At 76.0% G+C, this 20,109-nt stretch carries 14 protein-coding genes; 7 read left to right on the forward strand and 7 right to left on the reverse strand.

Features of this window, described 5'->3' with window-relative positions; genetic code table 11:
• Positions 1 to 22: 22 nt before the first annotated feature.
• From recD to ACL02T_RS19850, 4 genes are all read right to left on the reverse strand, one after another.
• Positions 23 to 2,167: an exodeoxyribonuclease V subunit alpha gene (gene recD, locus ACL02T_RS19835; protein WP_412832212.1), complete on the reverse strand. Its 2,145-nt coding sequence runs from the start codon at positions 2,165 to 2,167 to the stop codon at positions 23 to 25.
• Positions 2,164 to 6,243, reverse strand: coding sequence for a UvrD-helicase domain-containing protein (locus ACL02T_RS19840; protein ID WP_412832213.1), 4,080 nt, complete (start codon positions 6,241 to 6,243; stop codon positions 2,164 to 2,166). The genes recD and ACL02T_RS19840 overlap by 4 nt, the downstream gene beginning before the upstream one ends.
• Positions 6,240 to 9,608 (reverse strand): exodeoxyribonuclease V subunit gamma, encoded by a 3,369-nt coding sequence (gene recC / locus ACL02T_RS19845; protein WP_412832214.1) that lies wholly within the window; start codon positions 9,606 to 9,608, stop codon positions 6,240 to 6,242. The genes ACL02T_RS19840 and recC overlap by 4 nt, the downstream gene beginning before the upstream one ends.
• A 74-nt stretch (positions 9,609 to 9,682) precedes the next feature.
• Positions 9,683 to 10,234, reverse strand: coding sequence for a DUF6319 family protein (locus tag ACL02T_RS19850; protein ID WP_412832215.1), 552 nt, complete (start codon positions 10,232 to 10,234; stop codon positions 9,683 to 9,685).
• A 117-nt stretch (positions 10,235 to 10,351) separates the two neighbouring features.
• Between ACL02T_RS19850 and ACL02T_RS19855 the strand changes: the two genes are divergently transcribed.
• The 3 genes from ACL02T_RS19855 to ACL02T_RS19865 are packed head-to-tail and all read left to right on the forward strand — an operon-like array spanning position 10,352 to position 12,686.
• Complete coding sequence (locus tag ACL02T_RS19855) at positions 10,352 to 10,954, forward strand: MarR family winged helix-turn-helix transcriptional regulator (protein ID WP_412832216.1); 603 nt, start codon at positions 10,352 to 10,354, stop codon at positions 10,952 to 10,954.
• Entirely contained in the window at positions 10,951 to 12,237 is a 1,287-nt protein-coding gene (locus ACL02T_RS19860) for an MFS transporter (protein ID WP_412832217.1), read from the forward strand. The genes ACL02T_RS19855 and ACL02T_RS19860 overlap by 4 nt, the downstream gene beginning before the upstream one ends.
• Complete coding sequence (locus ACL02T_RS19865) at positions 12,234 to 12,686, forward strand: universal stress protein (RefSeq protein ID WP_412832218.1); 453 nt, start codon at positions 12,234 to 12,236, stop codon at positions 12,684 to 12,686. Before ACL02T_RS19860 ends, ACL02T_RS19865 begins: the two co-directional genes overlap by 4 nt.
• Before the next feature lie 11 nt (positions 12,687 to 12,697).
• Here ACL02T_RS19865 and ACL02T_RS19870 read toward each other — a convergent pair whose 3' ends face one another.
• A complete protein-coding gene (locus tag ACL02T_RS19870) occupies positions 12,698 to 14,365 on the reverse strand; it encodes an alpha/beta fold hydrolase (RefSeq protein WP_412832219.1) in 1,668 nt (555 codons plus the stop codon).
• A 296-nt stretch (positions 14,366 to 14,661) separates the two neighbouring features.
• On the opposite strand from ACL02T_RS19870, the gene ACL02T_RS19875 reads away from it, so the two are divergent.
• Positions 14,662 to 16,401 (forward strand): DEAD/DEAH box helicase, encoded by a 1,740-nt coding sequence (locus ACL02T_RS19875; protein ID WP_412832220.1) that lies wholly within the window; start codon positions 14,662 to 14,664, stop codon positions 16,399 to 16,401.
• Positions 16,402 to 16,599: 198 nt separating this feature from the next.
• On the opposite strand, the gene ACL02T_RS19880 is transcribed toward ACL02T_RS19875, so the two are convergent.
• The gene (locus ACL02T_RS19880) at positions 16,600 to 16,788 is read right to left on the reverse strand and encodes a DUF7455 domain-containing protein (RefSeq protein WP_037050289.1); all 189 of its coding nucleotides are present in this window, start codon (positions 16,786 to 16,788) and stop codon (positions 16,600 to 16,602) included.
• A 289-nt stretch (positions 16,789 to 17,077) separates the two neighbouring features.
• Between ACL02T_RS19880 and ACL02T_RS19885 the strand changes: the two genes are divergently transcribed.
• From ACL02T_RS19885 to ACL02T_RS19895, 3 genes are all read left to right on the forward strand, one after another.
• Positions 17,078 to 17,983, forward strand: a complete 906-nt coding sequence (locus tag ACL02T_RS19885; protein ID WP_412832221.1) for an EamA family transporter — start codon at positions 17,078 to 17,080, stop codon at positions 17,981 to 17,983.
• Between the two features lie 358 nt (positions 17,984 to 18,341).
• On the forward strand, positions 18,342 to 18,650 hold the full coding sequence (locus tag ACL02T_RS19890) for a hypothetical protein (RefSeq protein WP_412832222.1): 309 nt from the start codon (positions 18,342 to 18,344) through the stop codon (positions 18,648 to 18,650).
• A gap of 330 nt (positions 18,651 to 18,980) precedes the next feature.
• Positions 18,981 to 19,712: a hypothetical protein gene (locus tag ACL02T_RS19895; protein WP_412832223.1), complete on the forward strand. Its 732-nt coding sequence runs from the start codon at positions 18,981 to 18,983 to the stop codon at positions 19,710 to 19,712.
• Between the two features lie 52 nt (positions 19,713 to 19,764).
• On the opposite strand, the gene ACL02T_RS19900 is transcribed toward ACL02T_RS19895, so the two are convergent.
• A complete protein-coding gene (locus ACL02T_RS19900) occupies positions 19,765 to 20,019 on the reverse strand; it encodes a hypothetical protein (RefSeq protein WP_412832224.1) in 255 nt (84 codons plus the stop codon).
• Between the last annotated feature and the right edge of the window lie 90 nt (positions 20,020 to 20,109).

Here is a 20,109-nt window from a genome sequence, read left to right on the forward strand (position 1 = left end):
GTGACCGCGCCCGTGGCGCGGTTCAGCTCATGCGCTCGCGCAGGCCGCTGGCGCGGCTGACCGGGCGGGCGATGGCCGCCCGGACCGCCTCCTCGCCGCCCACGATCCGTACCGCGCCGCGGGCGCGGGTCACCGCGGTGTACAACAGCTCGCGCGTGAGCAGCGGGGACTCCGGCGGCGGCAGCACCACGGTGACCCGGGCGAACTGGCTGCCCTGGCTGCGGTGGACCGTCATCGCGTGCACGGTCTGCACCCCGCCGAGACGGGCGGGCGCGAAGGACTGGGGGGCGTTCGGCCGCCCGAAGACCGCGCGCAGCACGCCGTCCCGGCGTACGACGACACCGGTGTCGCCGTTGTACAGGCCCAGGTCGTAGTCGTTGGCGGTGACGAGCAACGGGCGGCCCGGGTACCACGGACCCGGCCGGCCCGGCTCCACCTCGTCGAACCCCGGGAGCGCGTGCGCGAGCCAGCGCTCGACCTCCAGCCCCCAGCGCGTGACCCCGTAGGGGCCGCGGCGGTGGGCGCAGAGCAGGCGGTGGCGCTCGAGGGCGTCGAGGGCCTCCCCGGTGCGGCCCGCGACCGCCGCGGTGATCAGCGCGCCGGACGCGTCGACGACGTCCGCCCGCAGCCCTTCGAGGCCCGCCGGCTCGCGCACCTCCAGGTCGCTCTCCACGAACTGCAGGTCGGCGCGGCCCTCGCGGAGCAGGGCGACCGCCGCGTCGGCCTCGCCCGCCTGGACGGCGCCGGCGAACGCGGCGATCCCGCCCTCGAACCGCCAGGTGTGCCGGAGCGTGACGACGCCGTGGACGACCGGCGGGTCCTCGGGCTCGAGCGCGCCGATCTCGCGCAGCCGGGTCTCGAGGGCGGGTTCGGGCCGCCCGCCCGCGCGGGCGAGGTCGCCGAGCACCGCACCCGCCTCGACGGACGCGAGCTGGTCGGGATCGCCGACCAGGACGAGCCTGGCGTCCGGCCGGACCGCCTCGAGCAGCCGGGCCATGAGCGTGAGCGAGACCATCGAGGTCTCGTCGACGACCACGACGTCGTGCGGGAGCCGGTTGGCCCGGTCGTGCCGGAAGCGGCTCGACGATCCCGGACGCCGCCCGAGCAGCCGGTGGATCGTCGACGCCGAGGGGGACCCGACGCGGGCCCGGTCCTCCTCGGGCAGCTCGGCGCTGTGCTGGGCGACCGCTTCCGCGAGCCGGGCGGCGGCCTTCCCGGTCGGGGCGACGAGCGCGACACGCAGCGGCGACGGCGGGCCGATGGCCCCGTGCAGGTCGTGGAGCAGGGCGATCAGGCGGGCGACCGTGGTGGTCTTGCCGGTGCCCGGACCGCCGGCGAGCACGGTGACCCGGCGCAGGGCGGCGACGGCGGCGGCGAGACGCTGCAGGTCGGTGCCCTCCGGCGCGTCGGCTCCTGTGTCGGCTCCTGCCGGGGCGTCGAACAGGCGGGCGAGGGCGCCGCGGAGCCGGTCCGGGTCGACCTCGGGCTGTTCGGCGGCGGCGCGGTCCCGCAGCTCCCGGCGGACCAGCTCCTCCTCGGCCCAGTAGCGGTCCAGGTAGAGCAGTCCCCTCCCGCCCGCGACCGGGATCATCCGCAGCGGCCGCCCCGCCGCCGCGTCGGCACCGGCCGCGACCAGCGGACTCCGCTCGACGGCCGCACGCCAGGCCGCGGGCTCGGGCCACGGCAGTGCCGAGACGTCGACCGATTCCTCGCCCTCGCCGAGCACGGTGTGCGCGACCTCGGCCAGATCGACGCAGACCGAGCCGTTGCGGATGGCGCGCACCGTCAACGCGACGGCGAGCAGCACCTCCTCGGGCTCGCCCCTGGCGTCGCCGCCGAGCCGTCCGAGCCGGGTCGCGACGTGCACGTCCGCAGCCGTCAGCACCCCGGCCAGGTTGAACGCGGCGAGCAGCCCGACTGCGCTGCGAGCGGTGCGGAGGTCGTAGGGGTCGCGCTCGGGCGCGGAGGCGTGGTCTGCGGCGGCGGAGCCGGGGCGAGGCTCGACGGTGGGACCGGGATCGGTACCGGAGGTGTCGGGGCCGGCGGTGTCGGTGCCGGAGGTGTCGGGGCCGACGGTGTCGGTGTCGGAGGTGTCGGAGGTGTCGGAGGTGTCGGGGCCGGAGGTGTCGGGGCCGGCGGTGGCGTTGACGCCGGGGGTGACGCTCATCGGCCGCCTCCGAGGTCGCCGAGGTCGAAGAGCCCGGGTTCGTCGGGCTCGGGGTGGGCCGCCTTCCGCGGCCTCGGACCGTGCCGCTCGCGCGGATGCGGCGCTCCGGTGGGCCCGGGCAGGTCGAGCGGCAGCTCCACCCGCTCCCCGTCGCCGCTCGTGATCGCCGTTCCGGACCCTTCGGCGCCGCTGTCGGCCGGGAGCGGTCCCGATTGGTGATCTTGGATGGGGGGTGTGGTGGCGGAGTCGGCGGTGGTGGTGATCGCCGTATCGGACCCTTCGGCGCGATCCGAGGCCGCGACTGGTCCCGGGCGGTGATCTTGGGCCGGAGGTGTGGTGGCGGAGTCGGCGGTGGTGGTGATCGCCGTATCGGACGCTTCGGCGCCGCTGTCGGCCGGGAGCGGTCCCGGTTGGTGATCTTGGGCGGCGGTCGCGGTGCCGGAGTCGGCGGTGGTGGGGGTGATCGCCATTTCGGACGCTTTGGCGCCATCCGAGGCCGGGAGCGGTCCCGATTGGTGATCGTGAGCTGGAGGTGTGGCAGGGCTGGAGTCGGCGTCGCGGGTGATCGCCATCTCGGACCCTTCGGCGCCACTCACGGCCGAAAGTGGTCCCGGTTGGTGATCTTGGGTCGGAGATGCGACAGGGCTGGGGGTGGTGATCGCCGACTCGGACATCTCGGCGCCACCCGCGGCCGCGGTCGGTCCGGACCAGTGATCATGCTCGGTGGAGCGGGCGTCGAGGACGTCCGAGAGCTCCGTGATCAGGGCGGGCGGCGGCTGCCAGCCGAAGACGCCGCACGGGGTGCCGTCGACCTGGGGTGTGCCGGGCCCGCACATGCCGCGGAGGAAGAGGTAGAGCACGCCGCCCAGGTGCTGCTCGGGCGAGTACCCGGCCAACCGCCAGCGCAGGAACCGGTGCAGCGCGACGGAGTACAGCAGCGCCTGCAGCGGGTAGTGCGCGGCCTGCATGGCGGTGGCGAGGACCGGCGGGGCGTAGTGCGCGGCGGTCAGCGGCTCGCGACCGCCGGGACCGGAGGGGCCGAGCCAGTTGGTCTTGTAGTCGACGACCAGGAAGCGGCCGTCGACCCGCAGGACGGCATCGATCGAGCCGGTGAGGTACCCGCGCAGCGGTTGCCCGGCGAGCCCCGGGGCGGCGATCAGGTCGGGGTAGCCGGCGAGGGGATCGGCGGCGGGCAGGTGCCGGCGGAGCACCGGGGCCAGATCGCCCAGCGTGACCAGCCCGGACGGGGTGTCGCCGCCGGCGAGCGGCATCTCGAAGTCCAGCTCGGACAGCCGGTCGGCCGGCCGGATCGCGCGCAGCGCGCGCCCGCCCGCGAGCGGCCCGAGCGGCGTCTCGACGACGGGGTGCAGCGCCGCGGCGAGTGCCTCCGGGTCGACCTCGGCCGGCTGCCGGGCCAGCTCCTCCTCGACCCGCGCCCGCAGCTCGCCGGCCAGGTCGGACGCGGTCGTGTCGAGGTGCTCGAAGACGGCGTGGACCAGCGTGCCGAAGCCCGTGCCCAGCGGCAGCTCTGCCATCGGCGAGGGCCGGTCCGCCCCGATCTCGGACGAGACCTCGAGCAGCTCGAGCTCGGCCTCGTCGTCCTTGCCCGGCGACTCGGGCTCGGAGCCGACGCCCGGGGGCGGCGGTTCGGGCGTCTCCACCGCCGCGTGGTGGCCGTGCGCCTCGGCGGTGAGCGCGCTGTAGGAGGTGCGCCGCCAGGCCGCGTCGAGCCGGCGCCCGAAGCGGGCGACGCCCAGCTCCGGCGGGTCGCCGTCGGGATCCGCGGCGGGAACGGGAGTGCGGTCCGACAGCGTCTCGACGGCCACGCCCGGCACCGCGCGCAGCAGCTCCAGCGCCGACGCGTCGGACGGGACCCGGTACCCGGCCTCGGGCACGGTCCCGGCGGCGGGCCGCCCGATCAGCAGGCGGTGCAGGGCGGAGCACTCGGTGGTGGTGGTCGGAGCCCACCACGCCACCACCTGGCAGCGGGCCCGGGTGAGCGCGACGTACATCAGCCGCAGGTCCTCGCCGGCCTCCTCCTCGAGGTGCTTCTGCAGCCGCGGCGCCCGCCAGGGCCCGACCGGGCCGCCGACGTCGAGGACGCGGGCGCCCGTGTCGTCGTGGACGAGCAGGACCTCGGCCTTGTCGTTGACCCACCGGTCCCAGCCGAACGGCACGTAGACGACCGGGAACTCCAGCCCCTTGCTGCGGTGCACCGTGACGATCTGCACGGCGTCGGCGTCGGACTCCAGCCGCCGGCTCCGCTCGGTGGTGGTGTCCCGCGCGGCGTCGGCCATGCGGTGGCGCAGCCACTCGACCAGTGCCGACGGGCCGAGGTGCCGCTCCCGCGACGCCCCGTGCAGCACCTGCCCGATGTGCCGCACGTCCGTGAGCCGCCGGTCGCCCTCGCGCAGGGCGAGCAGCCGCGACGGCAGCCGGGTGCGGCTGGTCACCGCCTCGAGCAGGGCCGCGACACCCCGCTCGGCCAGCACGGTGTGCCACGCCCGCAGGTCGGCGCCCAGCTCGTCGATCAGCTCCTCGGCGCGCTCACCGCAGAGCTCCTCGACGGTGTGCCCGACGAAGCAGGTCAGCGCGGCGGCCCGCAGCCGGGTGGCGCGCTGCGGTTGCTCGACGGCCTCGAGCAGGGTCAGCCACTCCGCCGCGGCCTCCGTGGTGAACACGCTGGTGGTACCGGTGAGCACCGCCGGCACGCCGGCCGCGGTACACGCGTCGCGCACCTGCAGGCCCTGTGCGTTGGTGCGGACCAGCACCGCGACGTCGCCGGCCCGCAGCTCCCGGTCCTCGACGGTGGCACGGGAGGCGAGCAGGGCGGCGATGTCGGCGGCGACGTCCTCGGCCACGACCTCCCGCGCCTTCTGCGCGCGGCCCAACCGGCGCCCGGTGAGCGGTTCGAGCCGGTCCCGGTCCACGACCCGCAGCCGGAACGGTGCGTCCGACGGGGCGCCGGCCAGCCGGCGTGCGGTGTGGTGCGCCTCCACGGGCCGGACGACGATCTGGTCCGACCCGAGCGCGACCTCCCCGAACACCCCGTCGAGCGCCTCGAGCAGCGCCTCGTCCGTGCGGTAGTTGGTGCCCAGGGTCCGCAGCTCCCCGGCCTCCTTCGCCGCCTCCAGGTAGGAGACGACGTCCGCCCCGCGGAAGGCGTAGATGGCCTGCTTCGGGTCGCCGATCAGGACGAGGGTGACCTGCCCGTGGAAGGCCCGCTGCAGGATCTCCCACTGCACCGGGTCGGTGTCCTGGAACTCGTCGACCAGGACGACGTCGTAGCGGGCCTGCAGCCGCTCGCGGGCGGCGCCGCCGCGCACCGGGTCGCGCAGGGCGGTGGCGAGCCGGGTCAGCATGTCGTCGTACGAGAACAGCCGCCGCGCGCGCTTGCGCCGGTCGACCTCCCCGCGGACGGCCTTCGCGAAGTTGTGACGGACGCCGGCGACCGAGCCGGGCGAGGCGTCGGCGGGTTCGAGCCGGGCCTGCGGGTCACCGACGGCCTGCCGGGCGAGCTTCAGCGCGTCGTCCCGGGAGAAGTCCGGCCGCCCGGCGCCGGGGGCGGCGTACTTGCGGACGTAGAAGTCGTCGACCACCTCGGTGACCAGGTCGTCGACATGCTCGACGAACTCCGCGTCGGGGTCGCTGTCCCCGGCCACCCCCAGCCCGGCGAGCATCTGCTGGCAGAACTGGTGGGTGGTGGCGATCGTCGCCGCGTCGAACTCCGCGAGCGCGGCGCGCAGCCGCGCCCGCCGCTCCTCGACCTCCTCCGGGCTGCCCCGCTGCAGCAGCCGGGTCACCGGGTCCGCCGACGGCACCCCGGCGGCGAGGCCGCGCTCGGTCGCGCCGAGCCGTTCCCGGACGCGTTCGCGCAGCTCCTGGGTGGCCTCCCGGCCGAAGGTGACCAGCATGAGCCGGGGCAGCGCGGTGATCCCCTCCGCGACGTAGCGCGTGGCCAGCGCCGCGATGGTGAAGGTCTTGCCGGTGCCGGCGCTGGCCTCCAGCACAGTGGTGCCGGCGGGCAGCGTCCCGTCGACCTCGAACTGCGGGTGGGTGGGGAGCACCTGGGTCACAACAGCTCCACCTGTTCCGCGTCGAGCAGGGGCCGCCAGATCCGCTCGGCCAGCTCGCCGAACCGGGTCTCCACCCCGCCCTGCCGGCTGCCGTGGCCGCTCCCGCGCTGCTCCAGCAACCGCTCGAACTCCGGATCCGCACCCAGCACCGCGACGATCGCCTCGTCCTCCTTCTCGAACGTCCACTCCTTGGCCGCGGCCAGCTCCGCGTCCCGCGCCGCCGCACCCGCCCGGCGCGCCTTCGCGTAGGCCGCGGTGCAGGGGGTGGACACGGGCAGCGGCTCGCACAGCCCCTCCCGGTGCAGGGCCACCAGGTCCGCCAGCGCGGCCCTCGCCTCGTCGAGGCCGAGCGGCCGGATCGCGGCGCGCATGGCCCCGCCGCCGCGCCCGCGGCCCAGGGTGACCGCCCGCCACGGCGTCTCGGGACGGTTCACGGTGAGCGCGAGCAGCCGGGCCCAGGCCCGCAGCCGGTGCTTCGGGCCGAGCCGCGAGTACTCCACGGTGACCAGCGTGTGCCCGTACAGGCCGGCGACCGTGCCGACGACCCGCAGCCCGCCCAGGTCCGCCGCGACGTCCCGGGACACCGGTTCCCCGGTGCGCAGCGGCGCGCTCGCCTCGACCAGCGGTTCCACGGCGCCACCGACCTTCTCCAGCAGCGCGCCGCCGAGCGCGCCGGGCGGGAGCTCGCCGCGCCGCCACTCGGCCTGCACGCAGTGCTCGGCCGCGGCGCCGGCCAGCCGGTCGCGCAGCATCCGGTCCCCGACCGCCCACTCGTCCAGCCCCCCGAGGCTCACCGGCAGCGCGTCGGCCGGCTCCTCGCCCTCGGAGCGCGGCACCATGCCGACCCGCTGGCGCAGGAACGCCTTGATCGGGTGCTCGAGGAAGCGCACCAGGTCGTCGAGCTCCACCGTGTCGCCGGTCCCGGCCGGGCCGAGCGGAGCGGCGAGGAACGGGGGCGCGGGACGCCGCTCGCCCTGCAGCGCGCGGGCGCCGGCCAGCGCGCCCGGGTCGAAGCTGAAGGGACCGGCCCCCGCCGTGAGCTCCGGGGTGAAGTTCCGCGGGTCGAACGGCTGCAGCGGGTGCCGGACCGTGACCGCCTCGCTGGCCCGGGCCAGCCCGGACCCCGCGGGTGCGCGCACGGTCGCGTCGACGGCGTCGAGCAGCTCGCCGATCGGGACCGCGGGCGGCCGCTCGGCGCCGGTCCGCTCGTTCATGCCCGAGTGCACGACGACCAGGTGCTCGGTGGCGGCGCCGATCGCGTCGAGCAGGAGCTGGCGGTCCTCGCTGCGCGGATCCCGCTCGCCGACGCGGGGATCGCGCGCCAGCACGTCGTCACCGTCGGGGGCACCGGTCCGGGGGAACACCCCGTCGTCCACTCCGAGCAGGCAGACGACCCGGTGCGGCACGGACCGCATCGGCACGAGCGTGGCGACGGTCAGGGTGCCGGTGCGGAAGTTCGCCCGGCTCGGCCGGCCGCGCAGCCGGTCGGCCAGCAGGCCCCGGACGTCGGACAGGGTGAGCGGGACCGTGCCGCCCTGCGGGCCGGCCGACCGCACGACCTCGGCGAGCTCGGCCCGCGCCTGCGCCTCCTGCCAGGCCTCGGACGCCGTGGTGGCGGTGAGGGCCGACAGCCCGTCGAGCAGCGCCGCGATCCAGGCCGTCAGCGGCTGCGGGCCGGCCAGCGCGTCGAGCGCGATGCGCAGCCGGTCGAGGATCTCGGCCAGGGAGCCGACGAGGTCGACGTCCGAGGAGTCGACGTCGTCGAGCGGCAGGGCGGTGCCCAGCCAGCCCTGGTCGCCGGGCCGCTCGGCCATGGCGACCCCGAGCAGCATCCGGTCCAGCCCGGCCGACCAGGTGTTCTGGGGGAAACCGTCGAGCCTGAACGGGCGGCGGTGCTCCCCGTCGAGACCCCACCGCACCCCGGCGCGGACGACGAGCTCACCGATCCTGTCCAGCGCGTCGTCGTCGAGGCGGAAGCGGCGGCGCACGGGGGCGGAGCCGACCAGGTCGAGCACCTGCGAGGCGGTGACCCGGGAGTCGGCCAGCTCCAGCAGCGCCGACACGGTGCCGAGCAGCGGGTTGGCCTGGCGCAGCGCGCGGTCGGCGAGCCGGACGCGCAGCCGGTGCCCGGGATGGGTGTCCCCGGGATCGGTGCCCACGGCATCGGTGGCGGCCAGCCCGAACGACGCCGAGATCAGCGGCGCGAACGCCTCGATGTCCGGGCACATCACGATGATGTCCCGCGGCTCCAGCGTCCCGTCGGCCGCGAGCAGGCCGAGGACGATCTCGCGCAGCACCTCGACCTGTCGGTCCGGCCCGTGGCAGGCGTGCACCTGGACGCTGCGGTCGCCCGGATCGAGCAGCGGCAGCTCGCCGGCGGGCAGCCGGTCGGCGCGCAGCCCCTCCTGCAGGCGCCCGAGCAGCGTGGCGGGCGCCGGTGCGGCCGGATGGTGCACGTCCGTGATCCCGGCGGGCAGGCGCCGCTGCAGCTCCCGGACGTCCCGGCCCAGGGACCGCAGCAGCGGGTTGACCACCGCGCCGGCCGAGTCGTCCTCCCGGCGCGGGACGGCGGCGCCCTGCGCCGGCGCCCGCTTCTCCCACAGTGCGGGGGAGGGGTGCGGGAGCCAGAGGTGCACCTCACGGTGCTCGGCCAGCGCGGACAGCACCGCGAGGTGCTCGGCGGCCAGCCGGGTGGGCCCGAACACCGACAGCCGCTCCGGCAGCCCCACCAGGTCCGGGTCCGCGCGCAACGCCCGCTCGGCCTGCTCCAGCCGCTCGGCCGGGCCGGGGATGCCGATCCGGGCGCGCAGCCGCCGCCACAGCTCCACCTGCCAGCGCAGGTCCTCCGGCACGTCCCGGGGTGAGCCCGCCCACCAGGCGCGCAGCATGTCCGGCCGGTGGACGGCGTAGCCGGCGAACAGGTCGGCGAGGCGGCGGGCGACGGCGTAGGTCCGGCTCCCGCCGCTCTGCGACAGGTGTGCGGCCAGCGCGGCGAAGGCCTCACCGGGCGCGTCGACGGCGGCGACGACCTCCTCCAGCAGCGGCCACACCGCCCGCGCCGGATGCCACGGGTCGGTCTCCGGGTCGGTGCCGGTCGCCGCGTCGACCGCCTCGGCGAGGATCTGGCCGGGAGGGGGGAACCGGACGTTGGCACACACCCCGTCCGCGCCCGAGGCGGTGCCCAGCCGGTGGGCGAGCCGCTGCCCGAGCCACCGCTCGACCCCGCGCTCGGGCACCGCGACGATCTCGGGCTCGAACGGGTCCGCCGCCGGCCCGCCGATCACCTCGGCGAGCGCGTCGGCCAGCCGGTCGGCCCGCTCGGCCCGGTGCACCACCCACACATGAGCAAAGTTAGCGACGTCCACCGACGGTTCCGGCGAGCCCCCCGCGGCGTGTCCACAGCCCGCGCACCGAGGGGAGGACCCGTCGGCGGGACGGCTCACTCCAGCTCGGCGAGCGCCTTCTTCGCCTGCTCCAGCTGCGCCTCGAGCTCGGCGACCTTGGCCTCGCGGGCGGCCCGCGCCTCGCCGATGATCTCCTCGATCGGCCCGGCGATCTCCGCGTGCAGCTCGGCCGCGGCCTTCTGCACCGCACCGGCGGACACCGGCAGGGCCCGGGCCAGCCAGGCGGTGCCGCGCTTGAGCTCGGCCTGCCACTCGCCGTCGGCCGTGCCGCTCACGGTGAGGGTCAGCTCCACCACCCGGGTCGTGCGCGCCGTGGAGCCCTTCGGACGGCCCCGCTTGCGCCTGGGCGGCTCGACCGGCTCGCCGGTCGCCGCGGGGTTCGCCTGCGGGGCGTCCGCCGCCGGCGCCGCCGTGGGGTCCGAAGGCGCGTTCGGGGTCGCGCGCGAGGCTCCGGCCGGGGCGGTGTCGGACGGGCCGGTGTCGATCGGGCCGGTGTCGGACGGGCCGGTGTCGATCGGGGCGGTGTCGGTCGGGCCGGTGTCGGTCGGGGCGGTGTCGGACGAGGCGGTGTCGTTCTCGGCGGTCACGTGCTCCCTCTCCTGCTGGGCAGAACGTCCAGCGTGACCGTAGAACACCTGTTCGACCGTCCGGGGATCAGGATGCCCGCCACACTGCATCGACCACTTATATAGTTTCGTGATGTAATGGTGCTCGTGACTCCCACGGCACCCGCGAGCCCGGTGCGCCACGACGCGCAGGTGGCCGAGCTCGCCCAGGTCCTCGAACGCACCGCGAGCTGGTTGCGCCGCACGCTGCGCGCCGAGGAGTGGAACGCCGTCGCCCTCGCGGTCCTCGACGAGCTCGACCGCAACGGGCCCCGGCGCGTCACCGAGCTGGCCGCGCAGGAGCGGGCCTCGCAGCCCGGGATGACCGGCATCGTCAGCCGGCTCGAGGCGGCGGGCCTCGTCGAACGCGCCCCCGATCCGTCGGACGGGCGGGCCACCCTGGTCTCGGCCACCGGCGCGGGCCACGCGTACATCGCGGGTCGGCACGTCCGGCGCACGGAGTTCCTCGCCGAGCGGATCACCACCCTGTCCGCGCACGACCGGCGCGCGCTGCTCGACGCGACGCGCGCGTTGGCCGCCCTTGTGGACGGCCCGGCCCCGAACGGCCCGACCGGCCCGACCGCGCGAGCGGCACAGCACACACCGACCCCGACGACCCCCGCCGGCCCCACCGTGCCGCGCGCCGCGGCCGCCGACACCCCGACCACCCGCGAGACCCGTACCGAGGGGGAGCCGTCGTGAGTTCTCACGGCACGTCCGCAAGTCCGTTCCGGCAGCCCAAGGCGGTCTGGGCCGTGGCCTTCGCCTGCGTCATCTCGTTCATGGGCATCGGCCTCGTCGACCCGATCCTGCCCGCGCTCGCGACGCAGCTGCACGCCAGCCACACCCAGGTCGAGCTGCTGTTCACCAGCTACCTCGTCGTCACCGCGGTGGCGATGCTCGTCACCGGCTGGGTGTCCAGCCGGATCGGCGCCAAGCGCACCCTCGTCATCGGGCTGGCGCTGATCGTCGTCTTCTCCGCGGCGGCCGCGCTGGCGGGCGGCATCGGCGGGATCGTCGGCTTCCGGGCCGGCTGGGGCCTCGGCAACGCCCTGTTCATCGCCACCAGCCTCGCCGTGATCGTCGGCTCGGCCAGCGGCGGGTTCGCCGGGGCGATCGTGCTCTACGAGACCGCGCTGGGCGTCGGCATCGCGTCCGGGCCGCTGCTCGGGGGCCTGCTCGGCACCATCTCCTGGCGCGGCCCGTTCTTCGGCGTCTCGGTGCTGATGCTGGTCGGGCTGGTCGCGACCGTCGTGTTCGTCGACACGACGCCGAAGCCCGCCGAGCCGTCGACGCTGTCCGAGCCGTTGACCGCCCTGCGGCACCGCAGCCTGCGCACCACGAGCCTGGTCGGCCTGCTCTACAACTGGGGCTTCTTCACCCTGCTCGGCTACGCGCCGTTCCTCATGGACCTCTCCGCGCTGCGGCTCGGCGCCGTGTTCTTCGGCTGGGGCGTGCTCGTCGCGATCTTCGCGGTGTTCGGCGCCACCTGGCTCAAGGACCGGTTCGGCACCGCCCGGACGCTCTACGGCAGCCTCGTCTGCGTCGCCGTCATCCTCGCGGTGATCGGCACCTTCTCCGGCTCCGTGCCCACCGTGATCGTCGCGGTGATCCTCTCGGGCGCCTTCGTCGGCCTGAACAACACCCTGGTCACGACCGCGGTCATGAGCATCTCCCCGGTGCCGCGCAACGTCGCCAGCGCCACCTACGGCTTCGTCCGGTTCATCGGCGGCGGGCTCGCCCCCTTCGTCGCCGGGCTGCTGGCCGAGGGCCTGAACGTGCACGTCCCGTTCTGGATCGCCGCCGTCGTCGTCCTCGCCGGGGCGCTGCTGCTGAGCACGGTGCACCGCGCGCTGGAGGACGCCGACGAGGATGCCGCGGCCGAGGACGCGGCCGCCGAGGAGGCCGTCGGCCGGGCGCCCGCGGTCGAGGAGGAGGCGATCCTCGCCGAGCAGGCGCTGGAGCACGAGAGCCGCCGGCGGTGAGCGGTTTCGAGTACGGCTGCGACGGCCCGCGGGCCGTCGTGGTCGGCATCGACGGCTCGGAGACGGGCTGGCGGGCGCTGCACTACGCCGTCGGGCAGGCCCGGCGGCAGGGCGGCCGGGTGGTGGCGGTCCACGCCGACCGGATCCAGTCCGTCGCGTTCGCCACCGCGGTGCCGCTGGCCGCCGCGGCCGTCACCGATCCGCAGCAGGACACGCTGCTGCAGGAGCTGCGGGCCGGGGTCGAGGAGCTCGGCCCGCAGTACGGCGTGGACGTGGCCTTCGAGGTGGTCGCCGGCGACCCGGTCCTCGCGCTGACCCGGGTCGCCGAGCGCGAGCGCGCCGACGCGATCCTCGTGGGCGCCAGCGTGCAGGCGGGCCACAGGCTGTTCGGCTCGGTGGCGGTCCGGGTGGTGCGGACCGGGCGCTGGCCCGTGACCGTCGTCCCGTAGACCCGTCCTGCCTAGAGGTAGGTGCCGGGGGCCGGGTGGATCGGGTGCAGCCCGCGTCCGCCCAGCTCCGGCGGCGCGTCGACGACGGCCCCGGACCGCTCGCCCAGCCAGGTCACCAGGTCCTCCCACCACGAGCCCTGCTCGACGTGCGAGGCCCCGCGCCACCGCTCGGCGTCGGCCGGGTTGCCCGCCGACACCGCCCCGGCGGCGACCCGGTGCGCGTTCGTGCCGTACCCCACCGCCGCGGCGGTGCTGCCGGGGACGGTGACGACGCGGGACTTGCCGCCCAGCACCTGTGAGGTCCGGTAGACGGCCTGCCAGCTCCCCACCCGGTCGGCGACGCCGGCGAGCAGGTAGACGTCCCGGTCCACCGCGGAGAGGTCGACCGGGCCGCCGAGGACCCGCGCCGCCCCGGGCCGGCTCAGGGCGCCGGAGAGGGCCAGCCCGGCGAGGTCGCGGAACAGCGCGGCGGGCACGTGCAGCGCGTCGAGGTTCCAGGCGCGAAGCGCGTCCGGCGGCCCCTCCGTGCCGCCCAGGTACCGGCGTTCCCACGCCGGCCAGACCAGCGCCTCCGGGCAGAGCAGGGCGTGGATCTCGGCCAGCCGGCGCCCGTCGAGCAGCCCGGCGCGACCGACGGCGGCGACGGCGGCCCGCACCTCGGCGTCGTCGACGGGCGCGGCGGAGGGACCGGTGCGCGATCGCTCGCGGTCGAGCGTGGTGCCGGCCAGCACGAGCGCCGCGACCCGTTCCTGTCGCTCCAGCCGCGCCGTGACGGCCGCGGCCAGCAGCCCCCCGGTCGAGAACCCCAGCAGGGTGGTGCGGTCCACCCGGCAGATCCGCTCGCACGCGCCCAGCGCCTCGACGACGGCCCCGGCGTACGCGTCGAGTCCCCACCCCGCGTCCCCGGGGCCGGGATCGCGCCAGGACAGGGCGAACACCTGCTGGCCGGCCGCGACGAGCCGGCGGACCAGGCTGCGGTCCGGTGCGAGGTCCACGAGGTGGAAGCGGTTGACGACGCCGGGCACCACGAGCACCGGCACCTCCGCGACCTGCTCGGTCGCGGGCAGGTAGTGGATCAGCTCGACCATCGGGGTGCGCAGCACGACCGCCCCCGGCGCGGTGGCGGTCTCGGCGCCGGGTTCGAGGCGGGCACCACCGTCGGGCAGCCGCGGCGGCGCCGCGAGGTCCGCGGCCACGGCCCGCGCGGCCCGGACGGCGCTCGCGCCGCGGGAGCGGAGGGCCTCGCGCAGCCAGCGCGGCTGCAGCACCGGGTTCGCGCCGGGGGCCAGGAGGTCGGCGAGCCGGGCGACGGCGACCCGGAGCCGGTCGGCGTCGGCCTCGTCGGCGGCGAGGTCCTCGACCAGCTCCAGGGCGGACCGCCGGGTGGCCCGGTGCGCCTGGAGCAGCCGGGAGCGCAGGGGGTCGTCCGTCCACGCCGGGTCGGCGTGCCGCGGGTCGTCCGTGCGCCCACCGGCCGGACGGGCGCCCAGGCCGATGCGGCCGAGCTCCGCCAGCAGGTCGGCGGCCCGCTCGGCGGTGGCGGCGGGGGAGCGCAGCGCGGCGGCGGCGAGCCGCGCGGCCGGGGCGAGCGGGACGAGCCGCGCCAGCGGGCCGCGGGCGGCCTCGGTGAGCAGGACGTCGAGCGGCAGGGCGGCGTCCTCGGCCTCCGGCCGGGTCATCGCGGACCCCCGCCGGGGAGCGTCGATCCCGTCGCCGACCGCCCGGTCGATCTCCGGTCCCGTCCCGCCCGGGTCATCGTGCAACCCCTTCCCGCCCGGTTCGTCTCCGGTGCCCGTCCGTCCCCCGATCCTCTCAGCCGAGGGGGCCCGCCTGCAGGTGTACCCCGGCCGGAACCGCGTGACGTGCGCGTTCACGCCCGGATCGGGGCACGGCGTCGCCCGCGACGACCGCCGGATACGCTGATCGACGGCCCCAGCACCCCCTCCGGGGGCAGGTCGGCAGGACAGGGAGACGTGTGTCGCAGACGGAATCCGTACCGATTCAGGGACTCTCCTCGGTGTCGGCTCCGAGCTCGCGCCCGCTGCGTACCTGGCAGCGCTCGGCGCTCGCCCGGTACCTGGCCGCCGGGCCCCAGGACTTCCTGACGGTCGCGACGCCGGGCGCGGGCAAGACGGCCTTCGCGCTGCGGGTGGCGAGCGAGCTGCTGGCGGACCGGACGATCGAGGCGATCACGGTCGTCACCCCGACCGAACACCTCAAGTTCCAGTGGGCCCAGGCCGCGGCGGCGGTCGGGATCGCGCTGGACCCCGAGTTCCGGGCGTCCGCGGGCACGTCGCGGGACTACCACGGCATCGCCGTCACCTACGCCGGCGTGGCCGTGCACCCGCACACCCACCGGGCCCGCACCGAGAACCGGCGCACCCTGGTGATCCTCGACGAGATCCACCACGCCGGCGACGCCAAGTCGTGGGGCGAGGGCGTCCAGCTGGCCTTCGAGCCGGCGGCGCGGCGGCTGGCGCTGACCGGGACGCCGTTCCGGTCGGACGACAACCCCATCCCGTTCGTCGAGTACGTCCGGGACGCCGAGGGTGCGCTGCGCAGCCGTGCGGACCACTCCTACGGCTACGCCGACGCGCTGGCCGACAACGTCGTCCGGCCGGTGGTGTTCCTGGCCTACTCCGGTACGTCGAGCTGGCGCACGAGCGCCGGCGAGGAGATCAGCGCCCGGCTCGGCGAACCGCTCACCAAGGAACAGACCGCGATGGCCTGGCGCACCGCGCTGGACCCCGGCGGCGAGTGGATGCCGGCGGTGCTCGCGGCCGCGGACAAGCGGCTCGACGCCCATCGTGGCGGCGGGATGCCCGACGCCGGGGGCCTGGTCATCGCCACCGACCAGACCGCGGCGCGGGCCTACGCAGCCCTTCTCCAGCAGGTCACCGGCACCATGCCCGCGCTGATCCTCTCGGACGAGGCCGGCTCGTCGGACCGCATCGAGTCCTTCGCGAAGTCCGACGAGCGGTGGATGGTCGCGGTGCGGATGGTGTCCGAGGGCGTCGACGTGCCGCGCCTCGCGGTCGGCGTCTACGCCACCTCGGCCTCGACCCCGCTGTACTTCGCGCAGGCCATCGGCCGGTTCGTGCGGTCGCGGCGGCCGGGGGAGACCGCGTCGGTGTTCGTGCCGTCCGTGCCGGTGCTGCTGGGCCTGGCGAGCGAGCTGGAGGCGCAGCGCGACCACGTCCTCGGCGCGCCGCACCGGCCCAAGGAGGAGTGGGACGACGAGGAGCTCGCCCTCGCCAACCGGCAGCAGGACGAGCCGGGGGAGGACGAGAAGTCCTTCACCGCGCTGCACGCCGACGCCGAGCTCGACCAGCTGATCTTCGACGGTGCGTCGTTCAGTGCCGACGAGGAGGAGTACATCGGCCTGCCCGGCCTCCTCGACGCCGACCAGGTGCGCACGCTGCTCCAGCAGCGGCAGCAGGAGTGGGTGGACAAGGGCTCGCCGCGCTCCGGTGCCGCGGCCCGCGCGACCCCGCCGCCGGCGCCGGAGCCGCCCCGGGGGATGTCCGTGCGCGAGCGGATCCAGAAGCTCCGCAAGGAGCTGAACACGCTCGTCGCGCTGCACAACCACCGCACCAAGAAGCCGCACGGCGTGATCCACAACGAGCTGCGCCGGGCCTGCGGCGGCCCGCCCACGGCCATGGCCACGATCGAGCAGCTCGAGGAGCGCATCGCCACGATCCGGTCCTGGCGGTGAGCGCGGCGCGCGGCCGGACGCCCACCCGTCGCGCCCACCGCCTGCCCCTGGCGGCGGACACCCGGAAGGCGGACACACGGAAGGCGGACACACGGAAGGCGGACACACGGGAGGGCCGGCACCCGTGCCGGGTGCCGGCCCTCTCGACGACGCTCACATGACCGGCGAGGGGAGTCGCCGATCGCCCATCACTCGTGCCTATTCAGCACCCTGCTGCACGTCCACCTCGAGCTCGCGCAGCTTGTCGGCGTGCGCACGCGCGTGGTGCCCGCAGAACAGGAGCTCGCCGCCGGACGGCAGGACGGCACGAACCTTTGCGGCCGCTCCGCAGCGGTCACAGCGGTCGGCGAGGGTCAACTCGGGCCGGGTCAGGGTTCCAGGCTGCATAGCGGTCTCCCTCCGTCTCGACACCGGTCTCCCGGTGTCGCTTGCTGTGACGACCGCTCGCGCGGTGCGCCCACTCTTGCAGACGTTATGTACCCCTGCATGTGTTCCCGTCCCGTGTCGCGACGACAATCACAGATCAACCCATCGGGGTCGGGTGACCGTCGAGGCGGTGGCGGTCCGATGACGAACACGGATTCAGTTGACTACGAGTGAATGATGCTGTGCGCGGTGTGACACCGCAAGGCGTGGTGTGTAAACAGTCGGGTCGGCGCGACTACGGAGCGCAGTCGTGACGCCGAGCAGGATCCGCCGGGTCCCGGCGCCCGTGCTCTTCGTCGTCGGGGGCGCCTCGATGTACGTCGGGGCGGCCCTCGCGGTCGGGCTCTTCGACCGGTTGTCGCCCGCGGCCGTCGCCGTGTTACGGATCTTGGGCGCGGGCCTGGTGCTGCTCGCCTGGCGGCGGCCCGGCCGGGCGGCCCGGCGGGCGGAGCGGCTGCGCCGCTCGGTCCCGTTCGGGCTGGCGACCGCGCTGATGAACGCCGCCTTCTACGAGGCCATCGCCCGGCTCCCGCTCGGCACCGCGGTCGCGCTGGAGTTCTGCGGGCCGGTGGCCGTGGCGGCGGCGCTGTCACGGCGCTTGCGGGACGTCGGGGCCGTGGTGCTGGCCGCTTGCGGGGTGGCGCTCATCGCGGATGTGCGCTGGTCGGGCAGCCCGTCGGGGGTGCTGTGGGCGCTCGCCGCCGCGCTCATGTGGGCGGCCTACATCCTCCTCGGCAAGCGGGTCGCGACGGCCGGGAACGGGGTCGACGACCTGGCCGTCGGATTCACCGTGGCGGCCGTCGTGTGCTCGCCGGTGCTGTTCCTCGGCGGGGCCGCGGGGATCGCCCCGCTCGCCGACCCGGTCGTGCTGCTGCTCGCCGTCGGCGTCGGGGTGTTGTCCAGCGTGATCCCCTACGGCCTCGACCAGGTGGTGCTGCAACGGGTCGGGCAGGGCCGGTTCGCCGTGCTCCTGGCGCTGCTGCCGGCGACCGCCACGGTGATCGGGTTCCTGGTGCTGGGGCAGCTCCCGGGGCCGGCCGAGGGCGTCGGGATCGCGGCCGTCATCGCCGCGACGGCCCTGCGTTCCCGGGACGGCGACGGGCCGCCGGAGGTCGCCGACACGCCCCGGGAGGCGCCTCCCCGTCACGCGGAGTGACCCCGTGTCTCGATCACGATGCGTCACCGAGCGAGCGGCACCCGAGTGAAGTCCACCCGATCCGGTGAGGCGATCTCGCGCCGCGTCGATCGGGACGGGCCCTCGGCTGCGGCCGGCCGGGGTGAACACGGAGCGTGGTGCTCCCGGACGGAGCACGCCCTCCGGGGAGGTCGAGCCGGGGACGCGGTCGCGGCCGTCGGGGAAGACGTCTCACTCGCGCGGCTCGCACCCGCCCGGCGCAGCGGGCGACACGGCAGGCGCCGCGGCGATACAGCCGGGCCTGCTTCTGCGGCGAGGAGGGCTGCCGGCGCTGTGCCGGGCGCTCGGCCTGCCCGAGGACACAGCGCGCGGTGTCCTGGTGGCCGAGCTGCGCGACCTCGAGGCCCACCCCGGCCGGTACGACCTGCTCGCCGGGTTCGGGGAGTGGCTGGTCACCGGGCGGGTCACGGCGGTGACCATGCTTGCGCCGGAGCTCGTGGTGCCCGGCGACCCGTTCGCCGCCCTCCCGACCGCGCTCGTCGATCGCGTCCGCGACGAGCTGCACCGCCGCAGCCTCGTCAGCCGCGCCGCCGGCGGCACCCGCGTCGCCGGCTCGCCGCTGGAGCGGGACGGGAAACTCGTCGGTGCCGCCGAACTCGCCTTCGAACCGGCCCTGGGGGCGGTGTAGCGCTTCCGGTTCCCGCGAGTCGGGCTGTGGGCTTCGGCGAGTCGGGCTGTGGGCTTCGGTGAGTCGGGCTGTGGGCTTCGGCGAGTCGGGAGTGCCGGCACCGCACGTCGGGAACTCCTGCACCGCGAGCCGGGAGTTCTGGCACCGCGCGTCGGGAGATCGATTGCCGAGCTGAACCTCTACGTCGTCGACGAAGACGTGGTGTTCGGCGAGCGGGGAGTGCCGAGTCGCGGGTGCTTGACCCGGGCGGGGGGAGCGACGACCGTCGTCGTCACGCGCGAGGCCGGTGAACGGACCGTGGTCCCGGCCGAGTGGACGAGGGAGGCCGGGATGCACGGGAGTGGCCGGGTCGCCGTCCCGCTCCGGTGTGCCCTGCTGTCCGTCCTGACGCTCGTCGGCCTCGTCGTGGTGTCCGCCGGTGACGCAGCGGCGGAGGTCATCGTGTCACCGGACCGGACCGAGCCCGGCGCGCGGGACGTCGCCGTCACGTTCCGGGTGAGCAACGACGATCCGGCCGACCCCGTCGTCGCGCTGCGGGTGGACCTGCCGACCGGGCGCCCGCTCGTCGATCCCCGGCCGTCGTCGCCCTCGGGGTGGCGGGCGACGACCACCGCGACCGGGATCGAGTGGCGCGGCGGACCGGTCGGCGCCGAGCCGGCCGACCTCGTGCTCCGCGTGGGCAGGATGCCGGACGGCGCGGGTCCCGTCCGGTTCCGGGTGGCGCAGACGAGCCGCTCCGGTGCGGTCGTCGAGTGGTCGGACCTGGTGGCGGCCGGCCGGCCGGCGCCCGCTCACCCTTCGCTCGAGATCGCCTACGGTGCACCGCGGCCTGCGGTCCCGGTCGGCGGTCACCACGACCACGACCAGGCGGCCCGGGACGTCGCGGCCGACCTGCCCGCGGCGCCGCCGGGGGCGACCGCGGCGTGGACCGTGGGGGTGGGGCTGGCGCTCGCCGCGCTCGTCTGGCTGGGGATCCGGGAGCTCGGGAAACGGCAGGCCAGGCGGTTCGCGGCTCGTCGCGGGGTGGAGCCGGTCGAGGAGGACAGTGAGGCGCGGTCGTAGGAGTATCGGCCCGTGAACCGCGGGGATCGTCCGCCCGGAGGTGCGCGGGGTCTCACGCGGCGAGCAAGGCGCGCCCGGACTCGGTGAGGGCGACGGCACCGTCGGCATCCGCGATCAGGCCGGCGTCGGAGAGACGCGGGGCGGCGAACGGGTCGGCCAGGAACATCCCGTCGACGACGAGCGCGGAGCCGTCGGACAGGCGGACGCGGCCGGCCTGGACGGCGCGCAGGACGGCGCGGTCGCGGTGGCTGAGCGCCGGGGTGCCGGTGCCGGTGACGAGAGCGAGCTGAGCGGTCTGAGCGGACATCGTGCTTCTCCTTCCGTCCTGGCGCCGGGCCCTTCCCGGTGTCGGTGTCGAACGAGAAGAAGCATCCCGCCGGCCACGGCCGCGCGACGA

This window comes from Pseudonocardia oceanicola (genome assembly GCF_047200735.1).
Classification (GTDB): Bacteria; Actinomycetota; Actinomycetes; order Mycobacteriales; family Pseudonocardiaceae; genus Pseudonocardia.

Excerpts from the sequence above, each read along its gene's own strand:
- recD (WP_412832212.1), bottom strand. The coding sequence starts at position 2,167 with ATGAGCGTCACCCCCGGCGTCAACGCCACCGCCGGCCCCGACACCTCC.
- ACL02T_RS19855 (WP_412832216.1), top strand. The coding sequence starts at position 10,352 with ATGGTGCTCGTGACTCCCACGGCACCCGCGAGCCCGGTGCGCCACGAC.
- ACL02T_RS19870 (WP_412832219.1), bottom strand. The coding sequence starts at position 14,365 with ATGACCCGGCCGGAGGCCGAGGACGCCGCCCTGCCGCTCGACGTCCTG.
- ACL02T_RS19880 (WP_037050289.1), bottom strand. The coding sequence starts at position 16,788 with ATGCAGCCTGGAACCCTGACCCGGCCCGAGTTGACCCTCGCCGACCGC.
- ACL02T_RS19895 (WP_412832223.1), top strand. The coding sequence starts at position 18,981 with ATGCACGGGAGTGGCCGGGTCGCCGTCCCGCTCCGGTGTGCCCTGCTG.
- ACL02T_RS19900 (WP_412832224.1), bottom strand. The coding sequence starts at position 20,019 with ATGTCCGCTCAGACCGCTCAGCTCGCTCTCGTCACCGGCACCGGCACC.